Origin of the sequence: Streptococcus mitis (assembly GCF_047464965.1) — a bacterium.
In the GTDB taxonomy this organism is placed as follows: domain Bacteria; phylum Bacillota; class Bacilli; order Lactobacillales; family Streptococcaceae; genus Streptococcus; species Streptococcus mitis_DU.
This window is the reverse complement of sequence record NZ_JASHAT010000010.1, coordinates 62,169-83,620: the sequence shown is the minus strand read 5'-3', so window position 1 is coordinate 83,620 and position 21,452 is coordinate 62,169. Positions and strand designations below refer to the sequence as shown.

The 21,452-nt window shown below is 42.1% G+C and carries 17 protein-coding genes; 4 read left to right on the top strand and 13 right to left on the bottom strand.

The genetic code is table 11. From position 1 onward, the window contains the following. Window positions 1-4 precede the first annotated feature (4 nt). The 7 genes from QM408_RS07755 to argR all read right to left on the bottom strand — a co-directional run bounded on the left by QM408_RS07755 (window position 5) and on the right by argR (window position 9,988). Window positions 5-805 (bottom strand): SDR family oxidoreductase, encoded by an 801-nt coding sequence (locus tag QM408_RS07755; protein ID WP_001000838.1) that lies wholly within the window; start codon window positions 803-805, stop codon window positions 5-7. Between the two features lie 183 nt (window positions 806-988). Beyond that, entirely contained in the window at window positions 989-2,338 is a 1,350-nt protein-coding gene (locus tag QM408_RS07750; protein ID WP_265531111.1) for a glucose-6-phosphate isomerase, read from the bottom strand. 170 nt (window positions 2,339-2,508) lie between these two features. Further along, window positions 2,509-3,198: a gamma-glutamyl-gamma-aminobutyrate hydrolase family protein gene (locus tag QM408_RS07745; protein WP_265531110.1), complete on the bottom strand. Its 690-nt coding sequence runs from the start codon at window positions 3,196-3,198 to the stop codon at window positions 2,509-2,511. A 138-nt stretch (window positions 3,199-3,336) separates the two neighbouring features. After that, window positions 3,337-5,103, bottom strand: a complete 1,767-nt coding sequence (gene patB, locus QM408_RS07740) for a multidrug efflux ABC transporter subunit PatB (protein WP_414374155.1) — start codon at window positions 5,101-5,103, stop codon at window positions 3,337-3,339. A 1-nt stretch (window position 5,104) separates the two neighbouring features. Continuing rightward, the gene (gene patA / locus QM408_RS07735) at window positions 5,105-6,811 is read right to left on the bottom strand and encodes a multidrug efflux ABC transporter subunit PatA (RefSeq protein WP_414374153.1); all 1,707 of its coding nucleotides are present in this window, start codon (window positions 6,809-6,811) and stop codon (window positions 5,105-5,107) included. A gap of 145 nt (window positions 6,812-6,956) precedes the next feature. Beyond that, window positions 6,957-9,491: a DNA mismatch repair protein MutS gene (gene mutS / locus QM408_RS07730; protein WP_414374151.1), complete on the bottom strand. Its 2,535-nt coding sequence runs from the start codon at window positions 9,489-9,491 to the stop codon at window positions 6,957-6,959. A gap of 50 nt (window positions 9,492-9,541) precedes the next feature. Continuing rightward, on the bottom strand, window positions 9,542-9,988 hold the full coding sequence (gene argR / locus QM408_RS07725; RefSeq protein WP_001231476.1) for an arginine repressor: 447 nt from the start codon (window positions 9,986-9,988) through the stop codon (window positions 9,542-9,544). Window positions 9,989-10,123: 135 nt separating this feature from the next. On the opposite strand from argR, the gene argS reads away from it, so the two are divergent. From argS to galU, 4 genes are all read left to right on the top strand, one after another. Further along, entirely contained in the window at window positions 10,124-11,815 is a 1,692-nt protein-coding gene (gene argS / locus QM408_RS07720; RefSeq protein WP_033685309.1) for an arginine--tRNA ligase, read from the top strand. A 327-nt stretch (window positions 11,816-12,142) separates the two neighbouring features. Next, complete coding sequence (locus QM408_RS07715) at window positions 12,143-12,388, top strand: hypothetical protein (RefSeq protein WP_049532292.1); 246 nt, start codon at window positions 12,143-12,145, stop codon at window positions 12,386-12,388. Between the two features lie 169 nt (window positions 12,389-12,557). Then, the gene (locus QM408_RS07710; protein ID WP_020903403.1) at window positions 12,558-13,574 is read left to right on the top strand and encodes an NAD(P)H-dependent glycerol-3-phosphate dehydrogenase; all 1,017 of its coding nucleotides are present in this window, start codon (window positions 12,558-12,560) and stop codon (window positions 13,572-13,574) included. Between the two features lie 21 nt (window positions 13,575-13,595). After that, a complete protein-coding gene (galU, locus tag QM408_RS07705; RefSeq protein WP_049515890.1) occupies window positions 13,596-14,495 on the top strand; it encodes a UTP--glucose-1-phosphate uridylyltransferase GalU in 900 nt (299 codons plus the stop codon). A 63-nt stretch (window positions 14,496-14,558) separates the two neighbouring features. On the opposite strand, the gene QM408_RS07700 is transcribed toward galU, so the two are convergent. From QM408_RS07700 to pbp1b, 6 genes are all read right to left on the bottom strand, one after another. Continuing rightward, complete coding sequence (locus QM408_RS07700; protein ID WP_414374149.1) at window positions 14,559-15,236, bottom strand: rhomboid family intramembrane serine protease; 678 nt, start codon at window positions 15,234-15,236, stop codon at window positions 14,559-14,561. Continuing rightward, a complete protein-coding gene (locus QM408_RS07695) occupies window positions 15,220-15,759 on the bottom strand; it encodes a 5-formyltetrahydrofolate cyclo-ligase (RefSeq protein WP_261012019.1) in 540 nt (179 codons plus the stop codon). Before QM408_RS07695 ends, QM408_RS07700 begins: the two co-directional genes overlap by 17 nt. An 11-nt stretch (window positions 15,760-15,770) precedes the next feature. Next, the gene (locus tag QM408_RS07690; protein ID WP_045610949.1) at window positions 15,771-16,901 is read right to left on the bottom strand and encodes an N-acetyldiaminopimelate deacetylase; all 1,131 of its coding nucleotides are present in this window, start codon (window positions 16,899-16,901) and stop codon (window positions 15,771-15,773) included. A 67-nt stretch (window positions 16,902-16,968) separates the two neighbouring features. Beyond that, window positions 16,969-17,667 carry a 2,3,4,5-tetrahydropyridine-2,6-dicarboxylate N-acetyltransferase gene (gene dapD, locus QM408_RS07685; protein WP_000127460.1) on the bottom strand — a complete coding sequence of 233 codons (699 nt, stop codon included), beginning with the start codon at window positions 17,665-17,667 and terminating at the stop codon, window positions 16,969-16,971. 228 nt (window positions 17,668-17,895) lie between these two features. After that, entirely contained in the window at window positions 17,896-18,807 is a 912-nt protein-coding gene (locus QM408_RS07680) for a DMT family transporter (RefSeq protein WP_004258909.1), read from the bottom strand. Between the two features lie 56 nt (window positions 18,808-18,863). Then, window positions 18,864-21,314 (bottom strand): penicillin-binding protein PBP1B, encoded by a 2,451-nt coding sequence (pbp1b, locus tag QM408_RS07675; protein ID WP_414374146.1) that lies wholly within the window; start codon window positions 21,312-21,314, stop codon window positions 18,864-18,866. Window positions 21,315-21,452 lie beyond the last annotated feature (138 nt).

The window sequence follows — 21,452 nt, the reverse complement described above, 5'->3', positions numbered from 1 at the left end:
TTTTTTAACCGCGAGTTTTCCCTCCAGCAATATTTGTAGTGACTCCAGTTATATAGCTAGAACGATCTGAAATATAGAATGCTACAAGATCAGCTACTTCCCGTAGTTTACCACTTCGTCCCAAAGGAGTTGTTGAAGTTGAAGCATAACCAGCTCGAATATCTTCTACCGTCTTTCCACGGGTATAAGCAAGAGCTTCCTCATAAGAAAGAGTTCGAAGCCCCGTAGCTTCCATAATTCCTGGAGCAATTCCAACCACACGTACACCATGCTTACCCAGCTCTTTCGCCCATGAACGAGTGTAACTATAGACTGCTGCTTTTGTTGCAGCATAGGCACTTTGTCCTTCAGAACCTTCCAAACCTGCTTCTGAAGCCATGTTCACAATTACACCTTTTCTATTTTTCACTAAAATACGTCCTACTGCCTGACTAACCAAATACAAACCTTTTTGATTAATCATTGTTACTTTTTCAAACGTTTCATCGTCTAACTCGTAAGGACCTTTAGGATTTTCTGCATCAATTAATAATCTGGGAACATTAATCCCTGCATTATTGACTACCGCATCAATATTGCCAAATCTTTCAACTATTTTGGCAACACCCTCTTCTACTTCAGAGCGAGAAGTTACATCAACTTTTACAAATAATAGATTCGGGTGACGCAAATCGTTGTCGCTAAGATCAAAATTCGCTACATTGACTCCTAATTCCAGCAATTCTTCAACGATTGCCTTACCGATCCCAGATGACGCGCCAGTCACAAGAACTGTTTTGCCTTTTATGTTTAACCAATCATTCATTTTGATACCTCTCAAATTTTATTTACAAGGCAATTATACAGCGCTTTCATAAAAGAATTAAGACACTCTTTTTTACACTTTTAAAAAAAATGATAAACTAATTAAGAGGCTTGTACTAAAAATCCACAAGAAATGAACTTGTGGATCTTTTTATATTCTAAATGAACTCAAAGCATATGAGAATCAAAGGCGTGCATTCAACTCAGCACCCAGCTCTTCAAAGCCTGGTTTCCCAAGAAGAGCAAACATGTTTTTCTTATAAGCTTCAACTCCAGGCTGGTCAAATGGATTGATACCATTCAGGTAGCCAGAAAGAGCAATAGCCAACTCAAAGAAGTAAATAGTGTAGCCCAAAGTGAACTCATCTTGCTCAGGCAGTGTCACAAACATATTTGGAACTCCACCATCAGTGTGTGCTAACAGCACTCCATCTGTAGCTTTTTTATTGACAAAGTCAACATCTTTTCCTTGCAAGTAGCCAAGACCGTCCAAGTCTTCTGCCAATTCAGGAATCAGCACATTTTTGCGAGGTTTATCTACACGGATAACTGTTTCAAAGAGGATACGGGTACCTTCCTGGATAAATTGTCCCAGAGAGTGCAAGTCTGTTGAGAAGTTAGCTGAAGTTGGATAAATCCCTTTTTGGTCTTTCCCTTCTGACTCACCAGCCAGTTGCTTCCACCACTCAGAGAAGTATTGCAGAGATGGTTCATAGTTAGCTAGAACTTCTGTCAGATAACCTTTACGGTACAAGATATTGCGTACAACTGCATATTGATATGCTTCATTTTCAGCCAACTTATCAGAAGCATAAGCCTTGCGAGCAGCATTTGCTCCTTCCATTAACTTGCTGATATCAGCTCCTGCAGCTGCGATTGGCAAGAGCCCCACTGCTGTCAATACTGTAAAACGACCACCTACACTATCAGGCACTACAAAAGTATCCCAGCCATTAGCATCTGCTTCAACCTTAACTGCACCTTTAGCGCGGTCTGTAGTTGCGTAGATACGTTGGTTAGCTTCTTCTTGACCGTACTTCTTAACCAAGAGTTCTTTGAAGACACGGAAAGCAATAGCCGGTTCAGTTGTTGTACCTGATTTAGAAATCACGTTTACTGAGAAATCTTTGTCTGATACATAGTCTACCAAATCAGCCAAATAGCTTGAAGAGATAGAGTTTCCAGCATAGAGGATCTGAGGTGCCTTGCGTTCTTCCTTTCTTTGCAAGTTTACAAATGAATTATTCAAGAAATCAATAGCTGCACGAGCTCCTAAATAGGAACCACCAATACCGATTACGATCAATACCTCACTATCAGATTGGATTTTAGCAGCAGCCTTTTGAATACGAGCAAATTCATCTTTGTCATATTCTTCAGGTAAGTTCAACCAGCCAGTCATTTCTGCCCCAGGACCTGTACCATTTCGCAGAGCAGAATCTGCTGCTGTTACTTGTGATTGCATGTATTCCACTTCATGTGGTGCAACAAATTTGTCTAAAACTTTTGAATAATCAAATTTAATATGTGACATGTTATTCCTCCAATATTTCTTCTTTTCTATCATAACGCTTACCTTCGTTTTTTTCAAGTTTTTTTGTCGAATTTCTCCAATTTTTATCAGAATTCAAACGTTTGCGTAAAAATGCCACATTCCAAAAATTTTGAAAAAATAAAATAAAGAACGACCAGATGTCCCAGTCGTCACAGTTCACTCAATAAATACTCAAATAATTCTAAATTGCCATCTTCTTCATTAACCAGAAACTCTGGATGCCACTGCAAACCAATAATGCGGTGCTCATCGATAGACTCAATCGCTTCGATGGTCTGGTCTCTTGGATCAATAGCCGTTACACGAAAATTAGGTGCCAAATCTTTAATACTTTGACGATGGACGGAGTTGACCTGACTTTCTTTTCCAAATAGCTTAGCCACCACGCTTCCTTCTACTGTCTCAATAGAGTGAGATGTTCCGAAAGGTAGGCCTTGCCAGTGACCTTCGATTTCTTGATTGAGCGTTCCACCAAAGGCAACATTGACAAGTTGAACACCGCGACAGATTGCCATGATTGGTTTATTCTGACGAAGCGCTTCCTTCAAGAGTGCCAATTCAAATTCGTCACGGACTAGATTGTAATCATCGCTCTCGATGGTCTTTTTCTCTCCATAAAATTGAGGATGAACATTTTGGCCTCCTGTCAAAATGAGTTTGTCAATCATTTCCACATAATCGCGTACAACTGACTCATCACCAACAGGAATGACTAAAGGGAGACCACCGACTTGACGAATGCTCTCTGCGAATCTACAAGATACAGATGAATGAATGTTTTTTCCTTCCGCGTCTACGGGACATAGATTTGCAGCAACTCCTACAACCGTTCTAGGCATGATGTCTCTCCTTTTGAATATTAACGATAGTCCTATCATATCACTCAAAACGACTTTCGTCTAATATGTTTTTTTAAAGGCTGTGATAAAAATTTTTTATGGACAAGAAAAAGCTGCCCACATAGGACAACTTTTTTCTTATTCAAAAACAAATTGATTGTGATAGAGTTCTGAGTAGAATCCACCTAGTTTTAAGAGTTCATGGTGGTTACCACGTTCAATGACTTCTCCATCTTTAAGAACAATAATCTGGTCTGCATTGAGAATAGTTTTCAAGCGGTGGGCAATGACAAAACTAGTTCTACCTGCTACAACCGCCTCCATGGCATGCTGAATCTTGCTTTCTGTCACCGTATCTACGTTTGAAGTGGCTTCATCGAGAATGAGAACTTCTGGATCTGTCATCAGCGTTCGAGCGATGGAAATCAATTGCTTCTGCCCTGTTGAGAAGATGCTCTGGTCATCATCGATAAGGGTATCGTATTTATCAGGCAAGCTTTCAATATAGTCATGAATATGGGTTGCCTTGGCTGCTGTCTCAACCATTTCTTGACTAGCATCTGGCACACCGAAACGGATATTGTCTCGAATCGTTCCACTAAATAAGACCGAATCCTGCAAAACAATTCCCACCTTGCTTCTAAGACTATCTAAATCATAGTTACGGATGTCTTTGCCGTCAAAATAAATACCACCAGCATCAACATCATAAAAGCGATTGATGAGGTTCATAATAGTCGTTTTCCCTGACCCAGTCGGACCAACAACTGCTGTCATCTGGCCTTTTGGAGCGGAAATGCTGACATCTTTCAAAATAGGTTTATCAGGCAAGTATGAAAAATCAATATGACTGATTTCAACACCTTCTTGCAACTTAGTGAAGATTGGAGCCTTTTCAGGTCGGATTTCTTCCTCTGCGTCAAACATTTCCTGAATCCGTTCAGCACCTGTAAAGGCCAACTGAAGACTTCCCCAACTAGCTGCAACTTGGATAATAGGCTGGTAGTACTGCTGTGAAAATTGGGCAAACATAACAATCAAACCTAGGGCTGTACTTGTTTCAATAGACTTATCATTCAAAAGTACAGCTGAACCAGCAAAGATGACGACGGCTGTATTAACCAGACTCATCCCATTCATGACAGGGAAAAGAATTCCTGAGAACATTCTTCCTTTAAAGGTTGCCTTGCGTACGCGCTCATTTTGTTCAAGAAATCCTGCCATCATATCCTCTTGAATCCCTTGAACAATGACAGCTTTTTGACCTGAGATACTCTCATCCATATAGGCGTTGAGTTTCCCTACCTCTTTCTGCTGGAGATTGGTGTATTTGCGTGCCATTTTTACGATGAAAATCAGCATGAGGAAGGCTATTGGTGTGCTGGCAATGGTGATGAGAGCCAGCGTCACATTCCTCGAAAACATGACAAGAATCAGACCGATATATAAAACAATATTGCTCATGACCTGAATCAAGCTTTCGTTAAAGGCTTGGAGGATATTATCCAAATCACTGGTAAAACGAGACAGGATATCTCCATCTTGTCGGCGGTCAAAGAAAGAAACCGTCAAGCGAGCAAGCTTACCGAAGAGGCCTTTGCGCATCTCGTTAGTCGACTCTGCAATCACACGCGTCATGAGACACATGTATATCACACTAGAGATAAATAGAACCAAAACCAGCAGTCCAAGATTGACCATGATTCCTGATAGACTTTGCCAAACAAGTTCTGGATTGCCATCTTGATAAGCTTGAACTAAATTGGCTAGCTCTGTTACCGCTTGTCCAGAAAAGACCGGAAAGAGGGCTTGGGCAAGAGTTGCTAAAACAATCATCAGGATAACAACTACAAATGATAGCTTATAGACTTTAAAATAATTCCAAAAAAATTGAACTGTCTTCATTTTACTCCTCCTTTCCTTTCTGTGTTTCGTAGATTTCACGGTAAACAGTATTATTGGCAACCAAGTCTGCATGCGTACCTTGACCAATCAATCGTCCTTGATCTAGAACCAAAATTTTATCTGCATGGACAACCGAGCTAATCTTTTGCGCGATGATAATGGTTGTCGTTCCCTTCAAGTCCTTATTCAAGGCTTCTTGCACCAGGCGCTCTGACTTGGCATCCAAGGCCGAGGTCGAATCGTCAAAAATCAAAATACGTGGATTGCTAACAATCCCACGCGCAATCGACATCCTTTGCTTTTGCCCACCAGAGAAGTTGGTTCCCCGTTCCTCAACTGGACTTTCAAAGGTTTTCTCCATACGATGAATGAATTCACTAGCTTGGGCAATGTTGGTTGCTCGCTCCATTTCAAATAGAGTGGCATCACCCTTACCCTGTCTCAAGTTATCTGCAATCGTTCCACTAAAGAGAATGGCACGTTGGAGAACGATAGAAACTGTTTTACGCAGGGTCCCTTCACTCACTTCTCGAATATCCTTGCCTCCAATTTTGATAGCCCCTTCCTGCGGATCAAAGAGACGTGGAATCAATTGAGCCAAGGTTGATTTTCCTGCACCAGTGGCTCCAACGACACCAACCATCTGACCAGGTTCAATAGTAAAGCTTACATCTTTCAGCATCGGTTCCTTGTCCATTGGATAGGTAAAGGTCACATTTTCAAAGCTAAGACTTCCAACCAACTCTTCATCTGGGACATCCTTAAACGTCATAGCTGGCTCTGCATCCAGAATTTCTCGAATACGACGCATGGAAATCATAGCACGACTGACAGAATTTCCTAAAAATCCAACCATAACAATAGTAAAGATAATCTGGCTTAGGTAATTAACAAAGGAAGCAATGGAGCCAACAACCGATGGATCCGATTGAACCATCCCTGCAACTAGCCAAATAGAGAGGAAAACCGCCCCATAGCCGACCAACATCATAAAGGGTTCCACTACTGAAAAGGCATAACCAATGTAAAGGTTTTGACCAAGAAGCTCGTCTGAGACATCTGTAAACTTCGCAAACTGCTCTTTTTCTTGGACAAAGGACTTGACCACACGAACACCGCGCAGATTTTCCTTGGCGATAGCATTGATGCGTTCAAGAAGGGTTTGAAACTTGGCAAAACGTTGCCCCATCATCCCCATCATGACAGCAGTCAAACCAAAAATCAAGATCACCATGAGAACAATCACCCACCACAGAGAGGGCAAAGTTTGAACCGCAAGGATAAACGAACCGATGAACAAGAGAGGAAGTCTGAACAGAATTTGGAAGGTCATCATGACGACATTTTGAATCTGGTTGATATCATTTGTCATGCGAACGACTAGATTTCCCGCATTAAATTGTTCAATATTGGCATAAGAAAAGGTTTGGATTTTACGGAAGGCGTCCTCCCGAAGATCGGATGAAACTCCTTGGGCAATATAGGCTGCAAGGACAACATTGAGACCACCAGCAACCAGACCGACCAAGGCCACACCAATCAACCAAGCCCCGATACTATAAATAGCTTCATATTTCCCAGCAAGTAGGGCGTCTAACACTTCCTGTAGATAACGCGGTTGCAGAAGTGAACTAGTAACCATCAAGCCTGTCATCAGAAGCGAAGCCAAGGCCTGCCACTTGTAGGTTTTTACTTTCTGAATCAGCATATTTTCTCCTTAAAAAATAGACAAAAGGGAGCGACAATGCGTCAGCTCCTTTTCATTCTGTTTGTGTGATGTTATTCTAGCAAAAAAGTGGAGGATTGTCAAAGAAGTCTCCTTAATACAGCTAGAATGACTAGTAATTTTCTCTTTATAGTTTCTGTTTTAACTCGACCAAGACATTCATAGCCTGCATAGGTGTCATGTTGTAAATATCCAATTTAGCTAATTCTTCTAGGATAGGATGCTCTTCTGCCGTATCAAAGAGTGAAATCTGCTCAGTGACGGCACTTGTTTGTCTCATAGGAGCAGGACTTTCTGTTCCTTGACTCTCTAGCTGAGTCAAAATCTTATCCGCCCTTACTAAAAGGTCTGCTGGCAAGCCAGCAATCTTGGCAACATGGATACCGTAGGATTTATCGGCTGGTCCTGGTTCAATCTTGTGAAGGAAGGTGACCTGCCCATCCTGCTCCAAGGTTGCCACGTGGACATTGACCAAGTGTTGTAAACTAGACTCCAGACTAGTCAACTCATGGTAGTGGGTCGCAAAGAGGGTCTTGGCTCCGATATGCTCGTGAATGTATTCGATTATAGACTGAGCAAGAGCCATACCGTCGTAAGTTGCAGTTCCCCGTCCCAATTCATCAAAGAGAATGAGAGAGTTCTTGGTCGCATGCGAAATGGCATTGTTGGCCTCCATCATCTCCACCATGAAGGTTGACTGACCTGAAACCAAGTCATCTGCTGCTCCGATACGGGTAAAGATCGCATCAAAAATAGGTAAATAGGCGCTTTCTGCCGGTACATAGGAACCCATCTGGGCCATTATCGCCGTCATGGCTAACTGACGCATATAGGTTGACTTCCCACTCATGTTGGGCCCTGTAATCAGTTGAATACTGGTATCTTCTGCCATCTGAATCGTATTTGGAATATAGGTCTGAGCCCCCATAACCTTTTCAACGACAGCATGGCGCCCTTTCTGGATATCAATTCGCGAATCCTCTCCAAACTCTGGCCGAATCAAATGCTGGGTTTCAGCCACAACCGCCAGACTCTGTAAGACATCAACTGTCGCAATTCCTTGAGCTAGAGCCTGCAAACGCTGGATATACTTGCTGACTTCCTCACGAATACGCATAAAAATTTCGTATTCGAGATTGGCTGACTTCTCACGCGCCTCCAGCATATCTCCCTCGATACGGGCTAATTCTTCGGTTCCAAAACGTTCTGAATTTTTCAGCGTCGCCTTGCGGAAAAAGTGAGCAGGCACATTTCCCAGTTGCGAATTGGTCACATGGAAATAGTAGCCATCCTTTTTATTATAGACAATCTTAAGTGCGCTAATACCAGAGTTTTCTCGCTCCTTGGCCTCAATTTCAGCAATCCAACCAGTCCCTTCTCTGAGAACGCGACGGTACTTGTCTAAAGTCTCATCAAATCCAGTTCGGATAATTCCCCCATCTGTAATCACATGAGGAGCTTCAGGAGCAATAGCAGCGCTAATCAAACTCTCCAACTCAGGGATTCCATCCAACTGTTCGATAAGATAGGCCAGAGCAGACTGCTCCATGCCTTCTAAAATCGCACGAATCCGTGGCACACTAGACAAGGTAGTCGCCAACTGCAAGAGATCCTTAGGATTGGTTTTGCCAAAAGAAACACGACTAGCCAAGCGCTCAATGTCATAAACACCCTTGAGACTGTCTGTCAAATCACTACGCTCAAAGAAATGGTCGAGAAAGACCTGCACTACCTCTTGACGTTGGATGATTCGCTCCTTATCAATCAAGGGGCTATGAATCCAAGAACGCAAGAGACGCATACCCATGGCTGTTTTGGTTTCATCCAAAAGCCAGAAAAGACTGCCTTGCTTCTTGCCTGACCGGGCATTCTCAACCAAATCCAGACTAGCCTTGGTCGCATAATCCATCTGCAAGAAATCCTTGATTTCATAGCGGATAACAGGTTTGAGGTGGTTCAATTCCCTCATCTGGGTTCGATGGACATACTGGAGCAACTTACTAGATGCCGCTTGCTCCACAGCTACTAATCGTGAATCCAGTAAATGAAGGTCTTCAAAGCCTTCTTTTTCATAGGAAAGTACCAGATTCATCTGACGACTAAGGATTTGTTCCTCTTCCTCAGACAAGTCATAACCCAGCACCACTTCTCGCGCCTTGAGATTACGGATTTCCCCACAAACCAGCGTGAAATCCAAAAGACCTGTCACATAAAAGTCACCCGTCACCAGGTCCATATAAGCTAGGCCAAATTGATTGCCAGCACGGTCTATGGCAACCAAAAAATTATTCTGACTATCCGGCTTACTACTATCGACCACTGTCCCAGGTGTAATGACCTGAACAACCTCTCGTTTCACAACCCCAACTGCTTGTTTAGGATCTTCCATCTGCTCTGCGATAGCTACCTTATAGCCCTGCTCAATCAAGACATCGATGTACTGTTGAGCAGAATGATAGGGGACACCCGCCATAGGAATCGGATTGTCGGCATTCTTGTTGCGACTCGTTAAGGAAATCTCCAGAATCTGCGCAGCATTGACCGCATCCTCATAAAATAATTCATAAAAATCACCCATCCGAAAGAGCAAAAAAGCATCTGGATATTGCTTTTTAATATCCACATACTGTTGCATGCCGGGTGATAGCTTTTCTGTCGTCATTGTACGTCTCTCCTTGTCAAAAATAAGTCTTGAGAGCGACTCTCAAGACCTTACTTATCTTTCATCAAATCTAGCAAACGATCTTCCATGAGTTTGGCAACGTGCTGGTCTCGACAAATAACCAATAAGGTATTGGCACCAGCAACTGTTCCTAAAATCCATTCATCCTTGTTTGCATCTACAATATTTGCCAAAACAGAGGCTTCTCCCAATTTGGTATGAAGTACCAAGGTAAACTCTGCTCTTGCAACACCTTCTAAATGATGAGACAAAAATTCAACCAAATCAATCTTTTCTGTCTCATTTGCTAGTACATAATACACCATATCATTTTTCTTGACCTTGGTCAAGCCGATTTCGCGCAAATCACGAGACAGGGTTGTCTGCGTCACAAAAACATTGTGCGCCTCCAACCGATCTTGAATTTCTTTTTGTGTACTTAACTTCTCCTCAGTAATCATTTTTTTTATTAACTGATGACGATCTCTTTTTCTCATAAAATCCTCTTATATGCATATTTATAACTATTTTTATAACTATATTATACCAAAAAAATAGGAGATTTCAAAAATTTTTTCTTCTTTCTTTAAAATTGTGATAAAATAGTAGAAAAGTCCAAAAAGGAGCTCTTAATGAATACAAAAGAATTGATTGCTAGCGAATTGGCTAGCATCATTGATAGCCTGGACCAAGAGGCTATTTTAAATTTACTGGAAACCCCTAAAAACTCAGAAATGGGAGACATTGCTTTCCCTGCTTTTTCACTTGCAAAAGTCGAACGTAAAGCACCTCAAATGATCGCGACTGAACTGGCTGAAAAAATTAACAGCCAAGCCTTTGAAAAGGTTGTCGCAACAGGACCTTACGTCAACTTCTTCCTTGATAAATCTGCTATTTCTGCTCAAGTGTTGCAAGCGGTTATCACTGAAAAAGAACACTATGCTGATCAACATATTGGCAAACAAGAAAATGTTGTTATCGACATGTCTAGTCCCAATATCGCTAAACCATTTTCTATTGGTCACCTACGCTCAACTGTTATCGGAGATAGCTTGTCACATATTTTCCAAAAAATCGGTTATCAAACGGTCAAGGTCAACCATTTGGGAGACTGGGGTAAACAGTTTGGGATGCTGATTGTTGCCTACAAAAAATGGGGTGACGAAGAAGCTGTAAAAGCTCATCCAATCGATGAACTCCTTAAACTCTATGTCCGCATCAACGCTGAAGCTGAAAATGACCCTAGCTTGGATGAAGAAGCACGCGAATGGTTCCGTAAACTTGAAAATGGAGATGAGGAAGCTCTCGCTCTTTGGCAATGGTTCCGTGATGAAAGTTTGGTGGAATTTAACCGCCTTTACAATGAATTGCAAGTCGAATTTGACAGCTATAACGGGGAAGCCTTCTACAACGATAAGATGGATGCAGTTGTAGACATTCTTTCTGAAAAAGGACTTCTTGTTGAGTCAGAAGGTGCCCAAGTTGTCAATCTTGAGAAATATGGAATTGAACATCCAGCCCTTATCAAGAAATCTGATGGTGCAACTCTCTATATCACTCGTGACTTGGCTGCAGCCCTTTACCGTAAAAACGAATACCAATTTGCTAAATCTATCTATGTCGTTGGTCAAGAGCAATCTGCCCACTTTAAACAGCTCAAAGCTGTCTTGAAAGAAATGGGCTACGACTGGAGTGAAGACATTACTCATGTTCCTTTTGGTTTGGTTACAAAAGAAGGGAAGAAACTCTCTACTCGTAAAGGGAATGTCATCTTACTAGAGCCTACTGTTGCAGAGGCTGTTAGCCGTGCCAAGGCCCAAATCGAAGCTAAAAATCCTGAACTGGAAAATAAAGACCAGGTAGCGCATGCTGTTGGTGTTGGAGCCATTAAATTCTATGACCTCAAAACCGACCGTACAAATGGATACGACTTCGACCTAGAAGCTATGGTATCCTTCGAGGGTGAAACTGGACCTTATGTTCAATACGCCTACGCTCGTATCCAATCTATCTTACGCAAAGCGGATTTCAAACCAGAAACAGCTGGCAACTATAGCTTGAATGATACTGAAAGCTGGGAAATCATCAAACTCATCCAAGACTTCCCACGTATTATCAACCGTGCGGCGGATAACTTTGAACCTTCTATCATTGCTAAATTTGCAATTAGCCTAGCTCAAGCCTTCAACAAATACTATGCACATACACGTATCTTGGATGAAAGTCCAGAACGCGACAGCCGTCTAGCCCTCAGCTACGCAACCGCAGTCGTTCTCAAAGAAGCCCTTCGCTTGCTTGGAGTAGAAGCGCCAGAGAAGATGTAAATCGCCAAAGTTACTTGATTGCAAAGCAATCTAAGTAACTAACGCCAAATCCTGTCAGGAATTTGGCTAGGCACTTCACTAGTAAAGAAACATAAATATTATCGATTTATGTTTCTTTACGTCGTAACCAGAGACACTTGCCTAAACGCCTCACTAAATTGGTCAACCAAATCTATTAATTGGCTTAGTGGCTGGTGGCAATCTTCAAGTCACTAGAATGCAAGGCAATCTAAGCAACGAATGTCAAACCCTATCAGGGATTTGGTTAGGCGCTTCACTAATTCAATCTACTCACTACTACTTCTTTATCATACAGGGAGATATTCTATGAGCCAATATGCTTATATCCTCGTTGTAATTAGCTTGGTGTTCCTTTTTCTGCTCAATAAGTACGAGAAGGAGAGACTTCAAAGGCTCTACCAAGAACAACTTTTGAAGGATGAAACATTTAGGACTGATATCAAAGAGAAAATTCACACGACTGAAAATATCAATGATGTCATTGCTTACATCAATAAAACTTATCATCTGGGAATGTTGCTATCAAAAGACATTACAGATCAATTGAAATAAACCGAGCTATTCTTTTAAGGAATATAAAAACCGAGCCTGAGAGTTTAATACTTAGGCTCTGTTTTTGTATATTTTTCAAGTAACAAAGCTACCACTCCCCAGCAATGCAAGTGCAAAATCCTCTAGAATATGATAGAATAATGAAAAGGACTCTATTAAGGAGGAAAACATGGAAAAACAAACCGTCGCCGTCTTGGGGCCTGGTTCTTGGGGAACTGCCCTTTCACAAGTCTTAAATGACAATGGACACGAGGTACGTATTTGGGGAAATCTTCCCGAGCAAATCAATGAAATTAATACCTATCATACTAACAAGCACTACTTTAAAGATGTCGTTCTAGATGAAAATATCATTGCCTACACTGACTTAGCAGAGGCATTAAAAGATGTGGATGCGATTTTGTTTGTTGTCCCAACAAAAGTGACACGACTTGTTGCCCAACAAGTTGCAAAAACCTTGGATCATAAGGCTATCATCATGCACGCATCAAAGGGATTAGAACCTGATAGCCATAAACGATTGTCAACCATCCTTGAAGAAGAAATTCCTGAACATCTCCGCAGTGATATTGTCGTTGTTTCAGGGCCTAGTCATGCGGAAGAAACCATTGTACGTGACCTGACTTTAATCACTGCTGCTTCTAAAGATTTACAAACAGCTCAATACGTTCAAGAACTCTTTAGTAATCACTACTTCCGACTTTATACCAATACGGATGTTATTGGAGTTGAAACTGCTGGTGCTCTTAAAAATATTATTGCTGTCGGTGCTGGAGCTTTACATGGTTTGGGATTTGGTGACAATGCCAAGGCAGCCATCATCGCTCGAGGCTTGGCAGAAATTACCCGCCTAGGAGTAGCACTTGGGGCCAGTCCATTGACCTATAGTGGCTTATCCGGTGTAGGAGACTTGATCGTAACGGGAACCTCCATCCACTCTCGTAACTGGAGAGCCGGAGATGCTCTTGGTCGTGGAGAATCTCTAGCTGATATCGAAGCCAATATGGGCATGGTGATTGAAGGAATCTCAACAACTCGAGCAGCCTATGAACTAGCGCAAGAACTTGGAGTCTATATGCCAATTACACAAGCCATTTACCAAGTTATTTACCACGGAACCAATATTAAAGATGCCATTTACGACATCATGAACAATGAATTTAAAGCAGAAAATGAGTGGTCTTAACCCTCTAGAGAAAGGATTCTTATGACATCAAAAGTTAGAAAGGCAGTCATCCCTGCCGCTGGACTTGGAACTCGATTTTTACCAGCAACCAAAGCACTTGCTAAAGAGATGTTGCCAATTGTGGACAAACCAACTATCCAATTTATCGTAGAAGAAGCTCTTAAATCAGGTATTGAAGATATTCTGGTTGTCACTGGTAAATCAAAACGTTCTATTGAAGACCACTTTGACTCAAACTTTGAGCTTGAGTACAACCTCAAAGAAAAAGGCAAACATGACTTGTTAAAATTGGTAGACGAAACAACTGGCATTCGCCTTCACTTTATCCGTCAAAGCCATCCTCGTGGGCTTGGAGATGCTGTCTTACAAGCCAAAGCTTTTGTAGGGAATGAGCCCTTCGTTGTCATGCTTGGTGATGACCTAATGGATATTACAGATGACCATGCTGTACCTTTGACAAAACAATTGATGAATGATTACGAGACAACTCACGCATCAACAATTGCTGTTATGCCTGTCCCTCATGAAGACGTTTCAGCATATGGAGTTATAGCTCCTCAGGGTGAAGGGATTAATGGTCTCTACAGTGTCGAAACTTTCGTTGAAAAACCAGCTCCAGAAGATGCTCCAAGTGATTTGGCCATTATCGGTCGCTATCTTCTAACACCTGAAATCTTTCAAATCTTAGAACACCAAAAACCCGGTGCTGGAAATGAAATCCAGCTTACCGACGCTATTGATACGCTTAATAAAACACAACGTGTTTTCGCCCGTGAATTTACAGGAGCTCGTTACGACGTTGGGGATAAGTTTGGCTTTGTGAAAACATCTATTGACTATGCCCTCAAACACCCACAAGTCAAAGATGACTTGAAAGATTACCTCATCCAACTTGGAAAAGAATTAGCTGAGAAGGAATAACATAAAAAGATAAGGTTCAAAAATGCCTTATCTTTTTTATTACATAACTATTCTTATAAACCTTCACAACCCCATTCCCTTATAGAAAAGTAACACTGCGAGTCCTACAAACAAGACTACCGCTCCTAACCTCTGGCTGGTACTATACATCCGTCTTTCTCCTCGAACTGGAAAGATAATTGCTAGAAATGCTCCACCAACTGCTCCCCCGATATGGCCTGCTAGGCTGATTCCTGGAATCAGAACACTTCCAATAATATTAACCACAAAAAGTGTCAGATAGGATTGCCCCAACTGCTGGATATAAGGATTACGCGTAGCATAGCGAAGAATGATAATCGCGGCAAATAGCCCATAGAGAGAAGTAGAAGCTCCTGCTGCTAAGGATTTTGGACTAAATACAAAAACAAAGAGATTACCCATCATTCCTGATAAAAGATAGAGAAAGAAAAACTTCTTGGATCCGAAAATTTCCTCTACTTGCCTACCAAGATAATAGAGCGAAAGCATATTAACAATGAAATGCTCCCACCCAATATGAACAAAAATGGCAGAAAAGAGACGCCAAATCTGCTCAGGAAAGAGGCGAATAGCTGGTCCATACATAGCTCCAAATCGAAATAATGTGTCTGCCCTGTCAAAGTTTCCGCCTGTGCTCACCAACATTAGTAGAAATACCAAGGCCGTCACTAAGAGAAAGAAACTCGTCACAGGGTAACGTCTATCAAAGATTTCCTTCATCAATCAGTACCTCCTGAACAGGAATATCATGCTTTTCAGGTATAAAGTCCTGAATTTGACAAGGATAAACCGTACTCAAAGTATGACCAGAAAAATGTTCCAGATAGCGGTCATAATAACCTCCACCGTATCCAATCCGATATCCTTCCGTCGTAAAAGCCAGACCAGGAACATGAATCAAATCAATCTGAGAAGCATCCACTACTTCCAAATCTCCCTGTGGTTCCAGTAATCCAAAGGAAGTTTTTACCAACTGCTGTGGATCATAGACCACAAAGTCCATGCGCCCCTTGGGATAGGTTTTGGGTATCAGAACCTTCTTGCCGTCCTTCAGCGCCTGCTCAATCAGTTCCTGCGTTTGAAACTCATGAGAAAAAGAAAGATAGGTTGCGATGACCTCGGCTTCTTGGTAAAAGGGGTGTTGTAAAAGTCGCTCAGTTAAAGCTTGGTCTATAAACTGTTTTTGCTCTCGAGATAAAGCCTTCATTTCTTGTAAGACTTGCTTCCGTAATTCCGATTTCATAGACAACCCCTCTACTCTGCTGCCTTCTTTTTCAGGAAACTAGAGACCGCATCCACCCCAATAGCTAATGCCTCTTCCTTGGGACTCATCTGAGGGTGATGAAGGGCGTAGGGACTATCGATACCTAGCCAAAACATAACGCCATTAACCTTTGAAAGGAGATAACCAAAGTCCTCACCTGTCATAGCAGGTTCGATATCAATCAGCTCGATTCCCTCTTTTTCTTCAAAGAAATTCATTAGTTCACGCGCCAAGGCTGGATTGTTCTCAACAGGCAGGTATCCACCTTGTTTGAGTTCCACTTCGACTTCCATATCAAAGGCTGCTGCAACTCCTTCTGCAACTGTTTTGACCCGCTTTTGCACCAAGAGACTCATGTCCTGTGTCAAAGCCCGAATAGTTCCATGTAAAAAGGCTGTGTCTGTGATGACATTGTTGGTTGTTCCGGCTTGGAAAAGACCAAAGGTCACCACTGCTCCCTCGATTGGGTTGACATTGCGGCTGACAACTGACTGCACCTGGGTCACAAAGTAACTAGCCGCCACCAAGGCGTCATTAGCTTCATGTGGAAAGGCTGCGTGTCCCCCTTTGCCTTTGAAACGGATCTTCACCTCGCAAGTACCTGCAAAGAGTGTATGAGTATTGGTCGCAATCTGGCCAACCTTCAAATCTGGCCTAACATGGAGGCCATAAAATTGATCTGGTAACCAATCTCCAAAAGCGCCATCCTCATACATGAGCATACCACCAGCTTCATTTTCTTCAGCAGGTTGAAACAGAAAGAGCAGATTGTTCTTTGGTTGCTCCTCAAGGGCTCGCTCAAGACAGCCCAAGGCAATAGTCATGTGGAAATCATGTCCACAGGCGTGCATGCGACCTTGGTGCTGAGAAGCAAAAGGAAGGCCTGTTTGTTCAACGATAGGCAGACCATCAATATCTGTCCGCCAACAAATGGTCCGCTCCGGCTGACTTCCCTGCAAATAGACCAAAATCCCTGTCCGCCAAGTTCGAACTTGGACAAAATTCTTACCCGCAGTCAATTTCTCAATCACATCCAACAGATAAGCTTGAGTCTTGAACTCCTCCAAGCCAATCTCTGGAATCTGGTGCAAATCTCGTCTAGTCTGAATCAAATCTAACATCTATCTATCCTCCGATATAGCAGAAAGAGGCTGGAAGAAGGGTTCCGCCTCTTTATTACTTTTACAATTATAAGGTACGAAGCGCATCCTCTAGCGCTGTTTTTTGTTGGGTTTGGGCATCAATCTCTTTGATAATGCGAGCTGGAACACCTGCTACCACCACGTTTTCTGGGACATCTTGGGTAACAATAGCTCCTGCTGCAACAACTGAACCACTACCGATTTGGACCCCTTCGATAACTACTGCATTGGCACCGATGAGAACATTGTCTCCAACACGGACTGGTTCTGCGCTAGCTGGCTCAATCACACCTGCAAGAACCGCACCTGCACCAACGTGACTGTTTTTCCCAACGATAGCACGGCCACCAAGGATGGCACCCATGTCAATCATAGTTCCTGCACCAATTTCAGCACCGATATTGATAACAGCCCCCATCATGATAACAGCATTGTCTCCAATTTCAACTTGGTCACGGATAATAGCACCTGGCTCGATACGAGCGTTGATAGCACGTTTGTCTAGCAAGGGAACTGCAGAATTGCGAGCATCTTGCTCAACAACATAGTCTTGATTTTCTACCAAACCATCGAGAAGCGGAGCCACGTCCTTCCAGTCTCCGAATAGAACATTTCCTAGTTTGACAACAGAGCTAGGTACAGCAGTTGCGAGTTGTCCCTCAAATGTTACTTTCACACTGGTTTTCTTTTCAGCATTGGCGATAAATTGGATAATTTCTTGAGCGTTCATTTTTGTAGCAGTCATAGGCGCCTCCTAGTTCATTTTAATGATACCTATTCTACCAAAAAAGGCCTCAAATTTGAAGCCTTTTTGTTTGTTTTTAGGTATGATTTTTAGGGATGTGAGATAAAACGTGCTGTCGGTAAAAGCAAGCCCCTACCGATACAACCTAAAAACACTCTTCACAACTATCTCCCCGTGTTTTATTGACTATTCTAGTATAGCACACTTTTAGAATTAAGAAAAGACTTTTTATTTACTTTCTTTCGCTTCTTCTATCGATAGGAAAATCATAGGTAAAATAATCAAGGCCATAGCTAGAAGAAGGGACCAATCCACTACTAAACCTAAAAATAAAACACTCAAAAGGGCAGAAGAGAGAGGTTCACTGGCACTGATAACGGAAACCACCAAAGGAGAAACCAAGGACACAGCCTTCATGGAAATGAAAAAGGCAAAAGCCGTCCCAAAGAAAGCGATAATGAGGCAAATCAAGATACTCCAAATATCCGGAGTAAAGGAAAGCTGATAAACCGGCGAGAGGACATTGCTAAATAAACCTGCCAAAATCATCCCCCATCCAACCGTGGGTACAAAACCATAACGCTTAGCAAAAGGTTGAGGCAAGATAACATTAAACATGACCCCCATGGCACTCAGCAAACCCGTCACAAGTGCTAGTGGTGTCATGGATAATTGAGAGAGATCTCCCTTTGTCGCCATCAGGCAAACACCCAACATGGCAACCAAAACATAAAAAATAGCGCTTTTTGACGCTCGTTTTTGATAAACCAAGCGATTGTAAAAGAGGATAAAGACAGGGCTAATAAACTGTAAAATAGTTGCTGTCGCTGCATTAGAATATTCTACGCAGAGGTAGAAAAAATACTGAACTGAAAAAATCCCCAAAATAGCATAGGCTAAAAAGGGTAGGTAATTTTTCTTATCTCGCCAAATATCTAGCACTTGCGATTTTAATTGCACTGCAGACCAAATGAGCACAAGACTCCCTGCCAGTGTCAAACGCATAGAGGTAATCCAGCCAGAGGACACTTGATAATGAGTAAAGAAATATTCTCCTAAAATTCCACAGATTCCCCAGATTAAGCCGGATAGGAGCGAATAAATAGTTCCTTTAACAATCTTTTTCTGATACTGATTCATACCTTTATTGTAACACGAAAGGAAAAAAGAAAAAAGTGGCAATCAATGCCACTTTCCTATCTTCTACTATTTGGTTGTGTAGATGATGAACTTGATGTACTGCTAGAACTACTACTTGAACTTGGCGTAGATGAGAAACTACCAATAATACTTGACCAAGCATTTTGATAATCTGCTTCACTTCCTCCAATAGCAAAGTGATAGCTAGTCGTAGGAGCTCCCGCCTTATTAGCCCAATAGCTCGTTACAGTAGCCCCTGAAAGATCCACTGTTTTTCCATTAACGGATACTTTGCCTGGCTTCTGTCCTGTAGATCTGAGGACCTGAGATTGGGTCACACTAGAATCAAGATTAAAGCGTTCATTGCCCCAAACACCAGGCTCAGCCTGTTGGATAGCATTGACCAAGTAAGCCATATATTTGGCATTTCGATAATGTCCAGCCCCCTTAGCCATTGGGCGGTTGTCATCATGCCCTAGCCAACCACCTAGAGTCAATCTTGGTGTTGACAGCATGAGCCACATATTTTCATCTTCATTGGTTGTACCAGTCTTACCAATCCAGTCTGCACGAGCTAAGCTTGAATTGATAGAAGCCAAATCCGTTTGGAAACTTGAAGTGATTCGAGATGAAATCACCTCACGAAGCAAACTCTGCATAATTGTTGCCGTTGCCTTCGAGTACACTTGAACTGGCTTGTCTTGAAATTCATAGATTACTCTACCATCAGATGATTCAATCTTAGAAATCACATGTTTCTGATGGTAGACACCGTTATTAGCAATTGTTTGATAACCATTGGTATGCTGGGCAACTGTGACTTCAATACCACCGCCCATAGGCAGACTTTCGATACCGTACTCCGGAATCTCGTAACCCATTTTCTCCATATAGCCCTTGACATCAACACCCTTCTCACGAAGCATACGATAGGTCCAATAGGCTGGGATATTCCATGAATAGTTCAAGGCTTCTCCCAAAGTCATCATGCCTGTACCTGGACTATTTACATACATGATAGGATTTCCATTAGAGAATTTTGTTGGATAATTGGACAAGATACTAGCGCTTCCCATCAAACCTTGATCAATGGCAATACCGTAGGCCAACAAAGGCTTGGTTGTAGAGGCTGGCGAACGCTTGGTGTCGAAGGCGTGATTGTTTTGGTTGGTCTGGTAATTACGACCACCAACAAAGCCTAGAACAGCTCCCGTTTTATTGTCCATCAAAACATTCCCTACTTCAGGCTGCCCAGTCGAATCATCTACCAAATGACCATAGTTAGCAACTGCATTTTGCATAGCGTTATGGATTTTTTTATTGATCGTTGTAGTAATTTTGTAACCGCCATTACTTAGTTCCTGCTCAGCTCGCTCATGATAGGCCTTTTGAATCGAATCGTTTTTCAACTCTTGGCTAGAGACATTGTCCTGTTGAACTAAATAATCATACATACGGTCTGTCGCTTCAGCCATAGCTGTAAAGTAGAGATAATCCCTCGAAACAGCATTGACAGTTCCTGATGGCAAGAAATCTTGCTTGAGATTATAATCCTTGTACTGGTCGTATTCTTCCTGAGTCAAGGCACCCGTACGGTACATATTATAGAGAACATCCTTAGCTCGTTTCAAACCAAGCTCTAAGTCTTCATCACTCTTTAACTCTCCAGTATTTTCATAAGGGGAATAAGTAATCGGACTCTGTGGCAAACCTGCTAGGAAGGCAGCTTGGGGAATACTCAGCTTGTTAGCATCGATACCGAAAATCCCTTCAGCAGCTTGCTGGGCACCTGCAATATTCTGCCCTTTATGATTTCGACCAAAGGGAGCAACATTGAGATAAGTGGTCAAGATTTCATCCTTACTCATGCTGCGTTCCAAGGCAAGGGCATCAACAATTTCTGTAGCCTTACGAGCCAAAGTCGGAGCATCTCCGACCACTTGTTGCTTGATTAACTGTTGGGTCAAGGTCGAGCCCCCGCTAGATGAGCCCAAACCTGCAAAGGTTCCCAAAGTCGCCCGAATCACAGCTTTTGGCACAACCCCATTATGTTCAAGAAAATGTTCGTCCTCAGTTGCAACGATAGCCTTTTTGAGATTGTCCGATATTTCCTCAGATGAGACAGAAGTTCTCAGTAAATCACTCTCGATAGAAGCAATGACACTCCCATCTGCGTAAACAATTTCTGAGATGGAAGAAATATTTTTAACCTGCTTGACCAAGTCCTCCGATTGGGGAACCTTGGCCTTGTCAAACAAAGCAACTCCATAACCAAGAGCTACACCAGCACCAAAAAGCCCACCGATAAAGCCTAGAATAAAGAGAGTATTCAAAATTCCCTTGATAACAACTAAAATGCTACCTAGGATAGCCAGAACTTTCCCACCTGTCCCATCCGACTGCTTCTCTTCTGAGACTTTCTCTGATTTTTTATGATTTATTTTTGATTTTACTAGCTGGAAAAATTCCAGCATTTTTTGTTTTAATTCATTTAATTGATTTTGCATGGATTTCCTCACTGTAACTATTATACCATAAAAGGTAAACTTTCAATAAAATAGCCACTTTCTTCCCTATTCTACTAGGCTATTGCCCAAGTTTGTGATACAATAGTTAGAAACAATATTTTTAAAAAGGAGAAAAGA

Excerpts from the sequence above, each read along its gene's own strand:
- QM408_RS07755 (WP_001000838.1), bottom strand. The coding sequence starts at position 805 with ATGAATGATTGGTTAAACATAAAAGGCAAAACAGTTCTTGTGACTGGC.
- QM408_RS07750 (WP_265531111.1), bottom strand. The coding sequence starts at position 2,338 with ATGTCACATATTAAATTTGATTATTCAAAAGTTTTAGACAAATTTGTT.
- QM408_RS07745 (WP_265531110.1), bottom strand. The coding sequence starts at position 3,198 with ATGCCTAGAACGGTTGTAGGAGTTGCTGCAAATCTATGTCCCGTAGAC.
- patB (WP_414374155.1), bottom strand. The coding sequence starts at position 5,103 with ATGAAGACAGTTCAATTTTTTTGGAATTATTTTAAAGTCTATAAGCTA.
- patA (WP_414374153.1), bottom strand. The coding sequence starts at position 6,811 with ATGCTGATTCAGAAAGTAAAAACCTACAAGTGGCAGGCCTTGGCTTCG.
- mutS (WP_414374151.1), bottom strand. The coding sequence starts at position 9,491 with ATGACGACAGAAAAGCTATCACCCGGCATGCAACAGTATGTGGATATT.
- argR (WP_001231476.1), bottom strand. The coding sequence starts at position 9,988 with ATGAGAAAAAGAGATCGTCATCAGTTAATAAAAAAAATGATTACTGAG.
- argS (WP_033685309.1), top strand. The coding sequence starts at position 10,124 with ATGAATACAAAAGAATTGATTGCTAGCGAATTGGCTAGCATCATTGAT.
- QM408_RS07715 (WP_049532292.1), top strand. The coding sequence starts at position 12,143 with ATGAGCCAATATGCTTATATCCTCGTTGTAATTAGCTTGGTGTTCCTT.
- QM408_RS07710 (WP_020903403.1), top strand. The coding sequence starts at position 12,558 with ATGGAAAAACAAACCGTCGCCGTCTTGGGGCCTGGTTCTTGGGGAACT.
- galU (WP_049515890.1), top strand. The coding sequence starts at position 13,596 with ATGACATCAAAAGTTAGAAAGGCAGTCATCCCTGCCGCTGGACTTGGA.
- QM408_RS07700 (WP_414374149.1), bottom strand. The coding sequence starts at position 15,236 with ATGAAGGAAATCTTTGATAGACGTTACCCTGTGACGAGTTTCTTTCTC.
- QM408_RS07695 (WP_261012019.1), bottom strand. The coding sequence starts at position 15,759 with ATGAAATCGGAATTACGGAAGCAAGTCTTACAAGAAATGAAGGCTTTA.
- QM408_RS07690 (WP_045610949.1), bottom strand. The coding sequence starts at position 16,901 with ATGTTAGATTTGATTCAGACTAGACGAGATTTGCACCAGATTCCAGAG.
- dapD (WP_000127460.1), bottom strand. The coding sequence starts at position 17,667 with ATGACTGCTACAAAAATGAACGCTCAAGAAATTATCCAATTTATCGCC.
- QM408_RS07680 (WP_004258909.1), bottom strand. The coding sequence starts at position 18,807 with ATGAATCAGTATCAGAAAAAGATTGTTAAAGGAACTATTTATTCGCTC.
- pbp1b (WP_414374146.1), bottom strand. The coding sequence starts at position 21,314 with ATGCAAAATCAATTAAATGAATTAAAACAAAAAATGCTGGAATTTTTC.